The following is a 13276-nucleotide window of genomic DNA, read 5'->3' on the forward strand; positions in this document are numbered from 1 at the left end:
GACACAGTTTTTCCGCGACGGCAACACCGGGGGTGGCGATGGACCTGACGGGCAGCCTCGACCTGCTGTGGGGCGACCGTCCCGGCCCGCGCCGCGGCCCCAAGCCCGCGCTCACCCACGACCTCATCGCCCGCGCCGGCATCGCCATCGCGGACGCCGAAGGCCTCGCCGCCGTGTCGATGCAACGGGTCGCCGCCGACCTCGGCTTCACGAAGATGTCGCTGTACCGCTACGTGCCGGGCAAGGCCGAGCTGGTCGCGCTCATGGCCGACCTGGCGATGGGCACGCCGCCCGCCGAGTTGACCGGCGCCGACCGGTGCGAGCGGCTGCGCGCGTGGGCGTTGGCCCTGCTACCCGGCTTCGTGCGGCACCCGTGGGTGCTGGAAGCCACCACGGGCCCGCGCGTGGTCGGACCCAACGAGCTGGCCTGGATGGAAGCCGCGCTGGCCCTGCTCGACGGCACCGGCCTGGGCGGCGCCGAGCGGATGGACGTGCTGGCCGTGCTCGCCGGGCACGTGCGCAACATCGCCCTGCAGTCGGCGACCACACCGGGCGGCGACGCCGGGACGCAGTTCGGCGCGATCCTGGCCGAGGTCGTGCGCGGGCGGGGCGACCGCTACCCGGCGACGAAGGCCGCGCTGGCGGAGGCCGCCGGTGGCGGCGAGGACGAGGCCCTCGGCTTCGGCCTCGACCTCATCCTCGACGGCCTGCGCGCCAGGATCGGCGACCGGTCCCGTCCGACACGGCCCTGATCCAACACAGCCCTGATACACCCGGCCGCCTAGGCTCGGCACGTGGCGACGACGGGGAGTTGGCGACGGCAAGTCGGCCGGGACGGCGGGCTGCCGCTGTTCCGCGCGGCCGGGATACCGGTGCTGCTCGCGCCCTCGTGGTGGCTGGGCTCGGCGGCCATCGTGGTGCTCTACGCGCCGCTGGTCGGCAGCATCGCGCCCGGCACCGGCGGCCTCACCGGCGTGCTGCTCGCCGCCACGTTCGCGATCTTCCTCGGCCTCTCGGTGCTGGCCCACGAACTCGGCCACAGCCTGGTCGCCCTGCGCCTCGGCCTGCCCGTGCGGCGGCTGCGCCTGTTCCTGCTCGGCGGCGTGTCCGAGGTGATGCGCACGCCGACCCGACCCGGCCACGAGGGCGCCATCGCCGTCGCCGGGCCGATCGTCTCCATCGTGCTCGCGGGCGTGTTCGCGCTGGCCGCGTCCGCCATCCCGCAGCCCGACGCGGTCTGGCTGCTGATCGCCCAGACCGCGTTCGCCAACGCCGCCGTCGCGGTGTTCAACCTGCTCCCGGGCCTGCCGCTGGACGGCGGCCGGATCCTGCGCGCGGGCGTCTGGGCCGTCACGGGCCGCCGTGCGGCGGGCACGAAGGCCGCCGTGATCGGTGGCGGCGTGGTGGCCGCGCTGCTCGTCGTCTGGGCCGTCTGGGGCGTGCTCGACGGCGCCGAGGACCGCTGGCTCCGCTTCGGCGTGTGCCTGCTGACCGCGTGGTTCGTGCTGGCGGGCGCGCGCGGCGAGTTCACCGCCGAACGCCGCAGCACCTGGCCGGACGGCCTCACGCTGGGCGAACTCGTCCGGCCCGTGCTCCAACTGCCCGCCGAGAGCCCGGTGTCGGGCGCGCTCACCGCGTCCGCCGGCCGGGGTGTGGTCCTGGTCCGCGCGGACGGCGTCGCGGCGGGCCTGCTCGACCGCGAGATGGCACGCCGGCTGGCCAGCACCTCGCCGCACGCGCCCGCCGAGCAGGCCGCGGTGCCGATCCGGCCGGAGACCGTGCTGCTGGAGAACGAGACCGGCGCCGAGGTGGTCGAACGCGTGCACGGCACCGCCGCCTGGGAGTACCTGGTCGTCGACCTCGAAGGACGGCCCGCGGGCGTGCTGCGCCGCGAAGACCTCAAGGCCGCGCTGGACCGCCGCTGACCTGGTCGTCGCCGAGCCCGTCCAGCAGGCCCGCCTCCTGCGCCAGGATCGCCGCCTGCACCCGCGACCGCAGGTCCAGCTTCGTCAGCACCCGCGACACGTGCGTCTTCACCGTCGTCTCACCGATGTGCAGCTTTCGCCCGATCTGGTGATTCGACAGCCCTTCGCCGAGGCAGTGCAGCACCTCCACCTCACGCTCGGTCAACGTGTCCAACCCGGCCGGGCGTGATCGCGGCACCGATGAGGCGAACTCCCGCATCACCCGCCGCGTCACGCTCGGCGCCAGCACACCGTCACCGGCCGCGACCTGCCGCACCGCGTCCACCAGCGCGGACGACTCCACGGACTTCAGCAGGAACCCCGCCGCACCGGCCCGCAACGCGCCGCGCACGTACTCGTCCAGGTCGAACGTGGTCAGCACGAGCACCTCGCACACGCCGCTGAGCTGCCTGGTCGCCTCGATGCCGTCCACGCCGGGCATCCGGATGTCCATCAGCACCACGTCCGGCTCCAGCCGCTTCGCCAGCCGCACCGCCTCCGCGCCGTCCGCCGCCTCGCCCACCACCTCGACGCCGTCCGCGTCACCGAGGATCATCACCAGCCCGGCCCGGATCGCCGCGTGGTCGTCGGCCACCACCACCCGGATCACAGCGGGAACTCCGCCCGCACGACCCAGTTGCCGTCGCCGTCGCGGCCCGCGGAGAACACCCCGCCGACCAGGTGCGCGCGTTCGGCCATGCTCACCAACCCCGTTCCCGTCCCGGCGCCGCGCGAACCGTCCACCACGTCGTTGCGCACGACCACCACCAACCGCCTGACCTGCCGTTCGAGCGCCACCGACGCGTGCGCACCCGGTGCGTGCTTCACCGCGTTGGTCAGCGCCTCCTGCACGATCCGGTACGCCGCGACGTCCACGCCCACCGGCAGTTCGCCCAGGTCCGCGCCCTGGAACTCCACGTCGAGCCCGGCCGCGGCGGCCGAGTCGACCAGCCTGCCCACGTCCGCCAGCCGCACCGCCACCGGCTCGTCCACCGGCTCGTCGGCCCGCAGCACGTCGATCATCGTCCGCATCTCGGCCAACGCGCGCACGCTGTTCTCGCGCACCGACTTGAGCACCGTCCGCGCGGTCTCCGGGTCGCCCGAGCGCAGCGACAGCACGGCCTCGGACTGGATCGCGATCGCGGACATGTGCCCGGCCACCACGTCGTGCAGGTCGCGGGCCATCCGGTTGCGCTCGGCGTTCACCGCGGCCCGCCGGTCCAGCTCGGCGATGTGCGCGACCTGCTCGGCGCTCTCCCGGTGCCTGCGCACGTTTGTCGCCCACCACACGGGCACCACGAGCAGCGAGAACACCAGCAACCCGGTGTAGAACGACTGCCGCCAGTCGCCCGTCGCCGCCACCGCCGCCGTGCTGCCGACCGTCGTGACGGCCACCACGCCCATGAGCACCCGGTGCAGCCGGCGCGAACCGTCCAGCGTCGCCACGAACAGCACGTCGATGCAGACCATCATCATCGGCGCGCTCAAGCCGAAGTACAGGTCCACCGCCGTGGCCGCGCCGGCCACGCTCACCGCGACCACCGGCGCCCGGTGGCGGAACGCCTGGCCGGCGCACGCCACGGCGAGCAACGCCAACCGCGTGCCGAGGCCCGCCTGCCCGTACCCGTCCCGGCCGCCCATCATCTCGTCCAGGCCGAGGCGGTGGACCAGCAGCCCCGCGGTGAAGAAGGCCACCGCGACCAGCACGTCTCGGCGTTTGGGGCGCAGCTCCACCCCGTCATCACAGCACAGCGCCGGGCGTGGGGCGTCCTACGAACTGATGACGCGAGGTCGGTCTCCCCGCCGACGCGCGGCGGGCACGGGGACGGCAGCATGGTGATCGTGGTTGAACCGTTGGTCGTCCTCATCGTCGCGTGCGAGATCGGGTTCTGGGTGGTGCTGGGCGCGGGGCTGCTGGCCCGGTACGTGCTGCGGATGCCCAGGCTGGGCGCCGTGCTGCTGGTCTGCACCCCCGTGGTGGACGTGGTGCTGCTCGTGGCCACCGTCTTCGACCTGAGGTCGGGCGGTGAGGCCACCAGCGTGCACGGGCTCGCCGCGATCTACCTGGGCGTGAGCGTGGCGTTCGGGCACAGCATGCTGCGGTGGGCCGACCAGCGGGTCGCGCACCGGTTCGCCGGTGGCCCGCCGCCGGTGAAGCCGCCGAAGCACGGCCCGGCGAAGGTCCGCCACGAGTGGCGCGAGTGGGGCAAGTTCGCGGTGGCGTGGGCGATCGCGTGCTCGGTGATGCTGTTCCTCATGTACGTGGTGGGCACCCCGGAGCGCACACAGGCGCTGTGGGGGCAGATGACGGGCATGACGCTCGTCGGCGGGATCTGGCTGGTGGGCTGGCCGGTGTACCACACGGTCACCGAGCTGGCGAAGGGCGGCCTGAGCGGTCGGACCAGGGAGAAGGTCGGCGACAAGGGCGAGTGAACGCGTGCGGTCGGCTGGTGGGCCGCTACGGGCCGTGTGCGGCCTCCGTGCGACCATCGTGCGCTGTTGACACGCGTTTTAGCAGGAGGTTCGCCGCGGTGAGCACCGCCAGTGGTCCGTTCCAGCCGGGAGACCGGGTGCAGTTGACCGACCCGAAGGGACGGCACTACACGATCGTGCTCGAACCGGGCAAGGAGTACCACACGCACCGCGGCGCGTTGCCGCACGACAAGCTGATCGGGCAGCCCGAGGGGTCCGTGGTCGTCTCGGTCGGCGGCACGTCGTTCCTGGCGCTGCGGCCCCTGCTGTCGGACTACGTGCTGTCCATGCCGCGCGGCGCCCAGGTGATCTACCCCAAGGACGCCGCCCAGATTGTCATGTACGGCGACGTGTTCCCCGGCGCGCGGGTGCTGGAGGCGGGCGCCGGTTCGGGTGCGCTGACCTGCTCGTTGCTGCGCGCGGTCGGCGAGAAGGGCAGCGTGACGTCGTACGAGGTGCGCCAAGACCACGCCGACCACGCCATCCGCAACGTCGAGCAGTTCTTCGGCGAGCGGCCGGGCAACTGGTCGTTGACGGTGGGTGACGTGGCCGGGCACGAGGGCGAGGTCGACCGGGTCGTGCTGGACATGCTCGCGCCTTGGGACGTCCTGCCCGCGGTGTCGCGCAGCCTCATCCCGGGCGGCGTGCTGGTCGTGTACGTGGCGACCACGACGCAGCTGTCGAAGGTGACCGAGGCGATCCGGGAGCAGCAGCACTGGACCGAGCCGCACGCGTGGGAGACCCTCGTGCGGCCGTGGCACGTGGTGGGCCTGGCCGTGCGGCCGGAGCACCGGATGATCGGGCACACCGCGTTCCTGCTGACCACCCGCAGGCTGGCGGACGGTGTCACCCCGCCCCGGCCGCAGCGCCGTCCGTCCAAGGGCTGACCAAGGCTTGACCAGCTAAAACGGCCCCGCACGAGGTGTGCGGGGCCGTTTCGCGTCGAACGGGGTCGGTCACGCGGTCGGGCAGGCGACCCAGCCGTCGTCGGTCTTCTTGAACGGCAGCGTGTCGGTGTCGTCCTTGACGAACTCCTTCATGCTGTCGGGCACGCCCGAGAACTTCACCGAGATGGTGGCGGTGGCCTCCGTGTCGCTCTTCTCCTCGACCTTGTCGAGGGTCAGGTTGACCTTGATGTCCTTCGCCGCCTTCTGGGCCTCCTCGACCTGCTTCTTGAACTCCGGAGGCAGGTCCTCGAGCTCCTTCTCGAGCTCGGCGGCGAAGGCGCCCGGATCGGTCGCCTTCTTGATGTCGTCGATCGTGCCGTGCTTCTCGGTGCAGGTCAGCGTCTTGAGCTTGTCGAAGTCGCGGGAGTTGACGGCGGCGACGTAGCTGTCGGCGGCGTCCTTGGGCGAGCTGTTGCCGCCACCACCCATGGTGATGACCAGCACGACCACGACCGCGATCACGACCACGGCACCGACGCCGCCCAGGATCCACGGCAGGGGGCTCTTCTTCGGCGGCGCGCCGTAGGGGTCGCCACCGAAACCACCCGGTTGGCCGTAACCGGGCTGGTTGAACTGGCCGGGTTGGCCGTACGGCTGCTGGCCGGGGCCGGGCTGGCCCTGCTGCGGGTAGCCGCCCGGAGGCGTCCCGTAGCCGGGCTGCTGCCCACCCTGTGGGAAGCCCTGGCCGGGCGGCGGGTACCCGCCGGGCTGCTGGCCGTACCCCGGTTGCTGGCCGAATTGGCCTGGTTGCTGGCCAAATTGACCCGGCTGCTGACCGTAGGGACCCGGCTGCTGCGGCGGGACGGACATCACGTTCTCCTAGAACTTTCCGCTGGTGGCAGTGGACACTGCCCGGACTACGCGCGTGGGACTCGTTATGGGACGCACGGTAGCGGGTAGGAGGTTCCGGCAGACACCGGTATGGAGCAGTTGATCCGGCCGAGCGGGCGGTTTGTGTGATCACACGACGCCCGGGAACCCGCTGGGTGGCGGCTTTTGTCGGTGATCGCCGGTACCGTTGTCGTACGAACACGGGAGGAGGGTGCCGACATGCAGCACGGTCATCCCGGCAGCCAGCCCGATGAGGGTGGCGAGCTGAACAAGGGCAACAACTCTGGTGAGCTGACAGCGCAGATCAGGTTCCTGGAGGACGAGATCGCGTTGCTGCGCCGCAAGTTGACGGAATCCCCACGACACGTCCGCCTGCTGGAGCAGCGGTTGGCGGAGGCGACGGAGCGCGTCAGCCAACTGACCGAGCGCAACACGAAGCTCATCGACACCCTTCGAGAAGCGCGGAGCCAGCTGCTCGCGCTGCGCGAGGAAGTGGACCGCCTCGCGCAGCCGCCCAGCGGCTACGGCGTGTTCCTGGCCAGGTTCGACGACGGCACGGTGGACGTGTTCACCTCCGGCCGTCGCATGCGGGTCTCGGTCTCACCGGCGGTGGAGACGTCGTCGCTGGTCCTGGGCCAGTCGGTGCGCCTGAACGAGGCGTTGACCGTGGTCGAGGGCGGCGACTTCGAGCGCACCGGCGAGGTCTGCACGCTGCGCGAGGTGTTGCAGTCCGAGACCGCCGACAGCTCGATCGGCCGTGCCCTGGTCGTGGGTCACGCCGACGAGGAGCGGGTCGTCTGGCTCGCGCAGCCGCTGATGGACTCGCCGCTGAAGGCGGGCGACTCCCTGCTGGTCGACTCGAAGGCCGGCTTCGCCTACGAGCGCGTGCCGAAGGCCGAGGTCGAGGACCTGGTGCTGGAGGAGGTGCCCGACGTCCGGTACGAGGACATCGGTGGCCTCTACCGGCAGATCGAGCAGATCCGTGACGCCGTCGAACTGCCGTTCCTGCACGCCGACCTGTTCCGCGAGTACAAGCTGCGCCCGCCCAAGGGCGTGCTGCTGTACGGCCCTCCCGGCTGCGGGAAGACGCTCATCGCGAAAGCGGTGGCGAACTCCCTGGCCAAGCAGGTCCACGCCGCCCGTGGCGAGGACCACCGCGAAGCCAAGAGCTACTTCCTCAACATCAAGGGCCCCGAGCTGCTCAACAAGTTCGTGGGCGAGACCGAGCGGCACATCCGGCTGATCTTCCAGCGGGCCCGTGAGAAGGCCTCCGAGGGCACCCCGGTGATCGTGTTCTTCGACGAGATGGACTCGATCTTCCGCACCCGCGGCAGCGGCGTGTCGTCCGACGTCGAGACCACGATCGTGCCCCAGCTCCTCAGCGAGATCGACGGCGTCGAGGGCCTGGAGAACGTGATCGTGATCGGCGCCTCCAACCGGGAGGACATGATCGACCCGGCGATCCTGCGGCCGGGCCGGCTCGACGTGAAGATCAAGATCGAGCGTCCGGACGCCGAGGGCGCGAAGGACATCTTCAACAAGTACCTCACGCCCGACCTGCCGATCCACGCCGACGACCTGGCCGAGTTCGGCGGCGACCCGGTGGCCTGCATCGACGGCATGGTGCAGCACACGGTCGAGCGGATGTACGAGGAGTCCGAGGAGAACCGCTTCCTGGAGGTCACCTACGCCAACGGTGACAAGGAGGTCCTGTACTTCCGGGACTTCAACTCCGGCGCGATGATCCAGAACATCGTCGACCGCGCGAAGAAGGCGGCCATCAAGAGCCTGCTGGACACCAAGCAGCCGGGCTTGTCGGTGCGCCACCTGCTGGACGCGATCGTGGACGAGTTCGCCGAGAACGAGGACCTGCCCAACACGACCAACCCGGACGACTGGGCCAGGATCTCGGGCAAGAAGGGCGAGCGGATCGTCTACATCCGCACGCTCGTGACCGGCAAGAACCAGGAGTCGGGTCGGGCCATCGACACGGCCACGAACACCGGTCAGTACCTGTAAGACCGCACTGCCAGTCGGTAACCCGCCTGGAGAGCCCGCCCGGTCGACGCGCCGGGCGGGCTTTCCGCGTGTCGGGGGTCAGGAGCGGGCGGTGACCAGGCCGGACTCGTAGGCGGCGATCACGAGCTGTGCCCGGTCGCGCGCCCGGAGCTTGTGCAGCAGGCGGCCGATGTGGGTCTTCACCGTGCCGGCCGAGAGGTGCAGGTCGCGCATGATCTCGGTGTTGGACAACCCGCGGGCGATCAGCAGCAGCACGTCCTGCTCACGCTCGGTGATTCCGTCGAGGCGGATCGAGCGGGGTGTGGGCAGGCGGGTGAACTCGGCGACCAGCCGCCGCGTCACGGACGGTGACAGCAGGGCGTCGCCGGCGGCCACCACGCGGATCGCGGCCAGCAGGTCGGCCGGGGGAGTGTCCTTGAGCAGGAACCCGCTCGCGCCCGCCCGCAACGCCGAGTAGACGTACTCGTCCAGGTCGAACGTGGTCAGGATCAACACCCGGGCCGCGGCGAACGAGCTGATCTCGCGGGTGGCCGCGATCCCGTCCACGTTCGGCATCCGGACGTCCATCAGCACCACGTCCGGCGACGTCGCCCGCACCACGGCCACCGCCTCGGCGCCGTCACCGGCCTCGCCGACCACCCTGAGGTCCGGCGCCGAGTCCACGAGCACCCGGAAGCTGCCGCGCAGCAGCGCCTGGTCGTCCACGACCACCACGTCGATCACGACAGCGGCACCTCGGCACGCACCGCGAACCCGCCACCGGCCAGCGGGCCCGCCGAGAACGTCCCGCCGTAGACCGCCACCCGTTCCCGCATCCCGATCAACCCGTGCCCTCCGCGACGGCCGGCCAACACCCGTTCCCCCGGCCCGTCGTCGACCACGCGGACCTCGACCGAAGCATCCCCGACGACGATCGACACCTCGCAGGCGGCCGGTGCGGCGTGCTTGACCACGTTGGTGACCGACTCCTGCACGATCCGGTACACCGTCAGCCCCAGCCCGTCCGGCAGCTCACCGGACACCGACAGCGACACGTCCACCCCGGCCAGCGACGCCCGCTTCACCAGTTCGGGCAAGTCGCCCATACCGGGCATGGGTGCCAGCTCGGCTTCCTCGTCCTCCGACCGCAGCACGCCCAGCAGCCGCCGCATCTCGACCAGGGTGCCGCGGGACGCCCTCTCGATCACCTCCAGCGCCTCCTGGGCCTGCTCGGGCTGCGTCGGAGCCACGTGGGCGGCGACACCGGCCTTGACCGTGATCAGGCTCAGGCTGTGCGCGACGACGTCGTGCAGCTCGCGGGCGATCCGCATGCGCTCCTCGGCGACGGCCTTCGCCGACGCCTCGGCGGCCTCGCGGGCTTCGTGGGACCGGCGGAACCGGGTGGTGCGCCCCAGCGCCCAGGCGGCGCACACCACCAGCGCCAGGAACACGCACAGCCCGCCCGATTCGGGCCACTCCTCGCTGAAGAGCACCACGACCCAGGCCGAGCCGAGGGCGGCGGCCAGCGCGCCCACCGCCACCCGCTGTGAGCAGGCCGAAGCCACCATGTACATCGCGAACGCCGTGGCGCTGTAGGGCTCCAGCGTGATGTGGGTGATCGTGGCGACGTTCTGCGCCGTGAGCACGATCCCGAGCGTGAGCAGGGGGCGCTTGCGGCGCAGCGCCAGCGGTGCGCCGACCAGCACCGCCACCGGGTACCCGAGCCACGGCGGCACGTGGTTCAGCCGGGCGAAGTCCAGGTACACCAGGACCAGCAGCACGGCGGTGGCCACGTCCAGCGCGTACAGGTAGGCCGTCGGCAGCATCCGCAGGACTCGTGACGTCACGGTCGGCACGGTAATCGGCGGGACGGGCGGTGGCGTCGGACCACGGTCCGACCTGAAATCGCAGACTCCGGTCCGATCCGCCCCGCGCCCCACCCCGGCAAGCTCCTCCCCATGATCGAAGTGCGGGAACTGACCAAGCGCTACCGCGCCACGAGGGCTGTGGACGGCCTCTCGTTCGAGGTGAAACCCGGCTATGTCGCGGGCTTCCTCGGCCCCAACGGCGCGGGCAAGTCCACCACCATGCGGGCGATCCTCGGCCTGGACCGGCCGACCAGCGGCGAGGCCCTCGTCGACGGTCGCCGTTACGCGGGGATCCGGCGGCCCATGCACCACGTCGGCGCCCTGCTCGACGCCGGCGCGGTGCACGGCGGCCGTTCGGCCTACGACCACCTCCGCGTGCTCGCCAGGAGCAACGGCATCAAGGACAGCCGGGTGGTCGCGACCCTGGAGCAGGTCGGCCTGGCCGGCGTGGCGAAGAGACGGGTGGGGTCGCTGTCGCTGGGCATGAAGCAGCGCCTGGGAGTCGCGGCGGCCCTGCTCGGCGACCCCGGCGTGCTGCTGTTCGACGAGCCGGTGAACGGCCTGGACCCGGAGGGCATCCGCTGGATCAGGCACCTGATGCGCGGCCTGGCCGCCGAGGGCCGCACCGTGCTGGTGTCCAGCCACCTGATGAGCGAGATGGCCCTGACCGCCGACCGGGTGATCGTCATCGGCCGGGGCAAGCTGATCCTGGAGGCGTCCATGCGGGACCTCCAGGAGAAGTTCAAGAAGGACGTCCTGGTCCGGACACCCTCGCCGGACGCCCTCATCACCCTGCTGACCACCGCGGGCGCGACCACCCGCGCCGAGTCGGGCGCCCTGCTGGTGCACGGCATGGACGCACCGGACATCGCCGACCTGGCAGCCCACCACCGCGTCCCGATCCACGAACTGACCCCGCGCAGCGCCTCCCTGGAGGACGCCTACCTCGAACTGACCGAGGAGAGCGTCGAGTACCGCACCAAGGAACCGACCCGATGACCGCCGCCTGCCCGATGACCGCCGCCTGGCGAGCACCGACACCCTCACCTCGACCCGCCCCCGGCCCGACCGCCCGCGCCACCACCGCCCTGACCACGCGCCACCGGTCCCGCTCGGCGCCTCGCGTCACCGGCGGGCACCTACCGGCAACTGACCGAGGCGGCCGTGTACCGCCGGCCCAAGTGCTCGCCGTGCCGGGGCGTTCGCCTGGGCCCGCCGCCCCGGAGATCGCCGTCCCGGCGGCGGGCCACCGGATCCGGATCCACTCCGCGCCGTGGGTCTCCGGAGGGCGTCTGCCGGCGACCCCGCGTGGCGCCTTCCCGGACTCACCACCTCGACGCCCCACCGAAGACAGCGCGGACCACCACACCAAGGAGGCTTTCCGATGACCGACGTCCTGAATTCCGAGTGGCTGAAGCTGCGTTCCGTCCGCTCGACCACCTACATCCTGGTCGCCATCGCGGTGTCCCTGCTGGGCGGCGCACTGGTGTCGTACCTGATGACCGCCGACTGGGACACCTCGCCGCCGGACCTCCAGCAGAAGTTCGGGGCCGCCGACCCGGGCGTGATGGTGATCCCGTTCACCCAGTTCTGCCTGGGCGTGCTGGGCGCCCTGGCGATCACCTCGGAGTACGGCAGCGGCATGATCAGAACCGCCCTGGTCTCCGTGCCGCAACGCAGGGCCTACCTGCTGGCCAAGACCGTCGTGGTGGCGAGCGCGTCCCTGGTCGTGGGCCTGGCCGCCACCTTTCTCGCCTACCAGTCAGGTGAGCTGATCACCGGCGACCGCCCCGCCCCGATCTCGGCCTACACGTCGTTCACCGAAGCCCTGCCGATCCTCCTGGCGAACACCGCGTCGCTGGTCCTGCTCGGGCTCCTCGGCCTGGGCCTGGGCTTCCTGCTCCGCTCGACCGCGGGCGCCCTGGTGTCGCTGTGCGCCCTGCTGTTCGTCCTGCCCTCGCTCACCCTGATCCTGCCGGACCCCTGGAACGAGCGCGTGTACTCCGTGATGGTGCCCTCGCTCGCACCACAGCTGTCCGGCGAGGTGTCGGGCACGCCGCTGTCCCCGGTCCAAGCCGGTCTGGTGATGGTCGCCTACGTGGTGCTGGCCCTCGGTGCGGGCGCTGTCGCCCTGCTGCGCCGTGACGCATGACGTTCCGTGTCCGGCGTCGTGCCTGCCCGGGTCGATGGCGGTGGTGGTGATCGGGCGGTCTTCCGGGGCCGGCGGTTACCGTGTCGGACGTGCCCGATTTCGCCCTCGGCCTGGCCGCGCTCGGCCGCCCCGCCTACATCAACCTCGGCCGCGAGCACGCGTTGCCCGACCACCGGGACGTGGACGCGATGCGTGCGCAGTGCCACGCCGTGCTGGACGCGGCCTACGCGGCGGGGGTGCGTCGGGTGGACGCGGCCCGCTCCTACGGTCGGGCGGAGGAGTTCCTGGCCCAGTGGCTGGCCACCCGTGGCCACCAGGACGTCCAGGTGTCCAGCAAATGGGGCTATGCCTACGTCGCCGACTGGCGTCGGGACGTGGCCACGCACGAGGTGAAGGAGCACTCGGTCGAGCAGTTCACCCGGCAGTGGCGGGAGACCGAGGAACTGCTCGGGGCGCACGTCGGGCTCTACAACGTGCACTCGCTGACGTCCGACAGCCCGCTGTTCGGGGACCTTGACCTGCTCCTGGCCCTGGGCGGGTTGCGGGACTCGGGGGTCCGCCTCGGGTTCTCCACCTCCGGCCCGCACCAGGGCGAGACGGTGCGGCGGGCGTTGGAGCTGACCGTCGAGGGCCGGCGGCTGTTCGACAGCGTCCAGTCCACCTGGAACGTCCTGGAGACCTCGGTGGGGCCGGCGCTGGCATTCGCCAAGGAGTCCGGCGCGGAGGTCTTCGTCAAGGAAGGCGTGGCCAACGGCAGGCTGGCCGTCGACCCGCCGCCGGCCGTGCGCGAGTTGGCCGACCAGCACGGCGTCGGCCCGGACGCCGTCGCGCTGGCCGCCGTGCGCGCCCAACCGTGGGCCGACGTCGTCCTCTCCGGCGCCGCCAGCCCCGAACAACTGCACGCCAACTTGAAGGCACGGGAGGTGGACCTGGAGCCGGACGAACTCGCGGCCTGCGCCGAGCCGCCCGAGCAGTACTGGGCCACTCGGGCGTCACTGCCCTGGGAATGACCACGCCCCTCGACCTCGACGCCTCGCACCCGAC

At 71.7% G+C, this 13276-nt stretch carries 13 protein-coding genes; 8 read left to right on the forward strand and 5 right to left on the reverse strand.

All coding sequences use genetic code 11. The annotated features are described in order from the left end of the window. The first annotated feature begins 38 nt into the window (after positions 1-38). Together B0I31_RS30035 and B0I31_RS30040 are read left to right on the forward strand one after the other, a co-directional pair. Positions 39-752 carry a TetR/AcrR family transcriptional regulator gene (locus tag B0I31_RS30035; protein ID WP_106618878.1) on the forward strand — a complete coding sequence of 238 codons (714 nt, stop codon included), beginning with the start codon at positions 39-41 and terminating at the stop codon, positions 750-752. A gap of 42 nt (positions 753-794) precedes the next feature. Further along, positions 795-1925, forward strand: a complete 1131-nt coding sequence (locus B0I31_RS30040) for a site-2 protease family protein (RefSeq protein WP_106618762.1) — start codon at positions 795-797, stop codon at positions 1923-1925. Here the strand turns inward: B0I31_RS30040 and B0I31_RS30045 are convergent. Further along, entirely contained in the window at positions 1900-2574 is a 675-nt protein-coding gene (locus B0I31_RS30045; protein ID WP_106618763.1) for a response regulator, read from the reverse strand. The two genes, B0I31_RS30040 and B0I31_RS30045, sit on opposite strands and share 26 nt — an antisense overlap. After that, complete coding sequence (locus B0I31_RS42730) at positions 2571-3698, reverse strand: sensor histidine kinase (protein WP_146173993.1); 1128 nt, start codon at positions 3696-3698, stop codon at positions 2571-2573. Before B0I31_RS42730 ends, B0I31_RS30045 begins: the two co-directional genes overlap by 4 nt. 99 nt (positions 3699-3797) lie before the next feature. On the opposite strand from B0I31_RS42730, the gene B0I31_RS30055 reads away from it, so the two are divergent. After that, on the forward strand, positions 3798-4397 hold the full coding sequence (locus B0I31_RS30055) for a hypothetical protein (RefSeq protein ID WP_106618765.1): 600 nt from the start codon (positions 3798-3800) through the stop codon (positions 4395-4397). 98 nt (positions 4398-4495) lie between these two features. Then, positions 4496-5323: a tRNA (adenine-N1)-methyltransferase gene (locus B0I31_RS30060; protein ID WP_106618766.1), complete on the forward strand. Its 828-nt coding sequence runs from the start codon at positions 4496-4498 to the stop codon at positions 5321-5323. Between the two features lie 69 nt (positions 5324-5392). Here the strand turns inward: B0I31_RS30060 and B0I31_RS30065 are convergent, their stop codons facing one another. Further along, positions 5393-6193 (reverse strand): Rv0361 family membrane protein, encoded by an 801-nt coding sequence (locus tag B0I31_RS30065; protein ID WP_106618767.1) that lies wholly within the window; start codon positions 6191-6193, stop codon positions 5393-5395. A gap of 240 nt (positions 6194-6433) precedes the next feature. On the opposite strand from B0I31_RS30065, the gene arc reads away from it, so the two are divergent. Further along, positions 6434-8233, forward strand: a complete 1800-nt coding sequence (arc, locus tag B0I31_RS30070; RefSeq protein WP_073896805.1) for a proteasome ATPase — start codon at positions 6434-6436, stop codon at positions 8231-8233. Positions 8234-8311: 78 nt separating this feature from the next. Here the strand turns inward: arc and B0I31_RS30075 are convergent, their stop codons facing one another. Then, on the reverse strand, positions 8312-8956 hold the full coding sequence (locus B0I31_RS30075) for a response regulator (RefSeq protein ID WP_106618768.1): 645 nt from the start codon (positions 8954-8956) through the stop codon (positions 8312-8314). Then, complete coding sequence (locus tag B0I31_RS30080) at positions 8953-10059, reverse strand: sensor histidine kinase (protein WP_106618879.1); 1107 nt, start codon at positions 10057-10059, stop codon at positions 8953-8955. Before B0I31_RS30080 ends, B0I31_RS30075 begins: the two co-directional genes overlap by 4 nt. 111 nt (positions 10060-10170) lie before the next feature. Between B0I31_RS30080 and B0I31_RS30085 the strand changes: the two genes are divergently transcribed. The 3 genes from B0I31_RS30085 (at position 10171) to B0I31_RS30095 (ending at position 13242) form a co-directional block, all read left to right on the forward strand. Beyond that, entirely contained in the window at positions 10171-11079 is a 909-nt protein-coding gene (locus B0I31_RS30085) for an ABC transporter ATP-binding protein (protein ID WP_106618769.1), read from the forward strand. Positions 11080-11464: 385 nt separating this feature from the next. After that, positions 11465-12232, forward strand: a complete 768-nt coding sequence (locus B0I31_RS30090; protein WP_106618770.1) for an ABC transporter permease — start codon at positions 11465-11467, stop codon at positions 12230-12232. An 89-nt stretch (positions 12233-12321) separates the two neighbouring features. Then, positions 12322-13242, forward strand: coding sequence for an aldo/keto reductase (locus B0I31_RS30095; RefSeq protein ID WP_106618880.1), 921 nt, complete (start codon positions 12322-12324; stop codon positions 13240-13242). The last annotated feature ends 34 nt before the right edge of the window (positions 13243-13276 follow it).

It is taken from the genome of Saccharothrix carnea (assembly GCF_003014735.1).
GTDB lineage: Bacteria > Actinomycetota > Actinomycetes > Mycobacteriales > Pseudonocardiaceae > Actinosynnema > Actinosynnema carneum.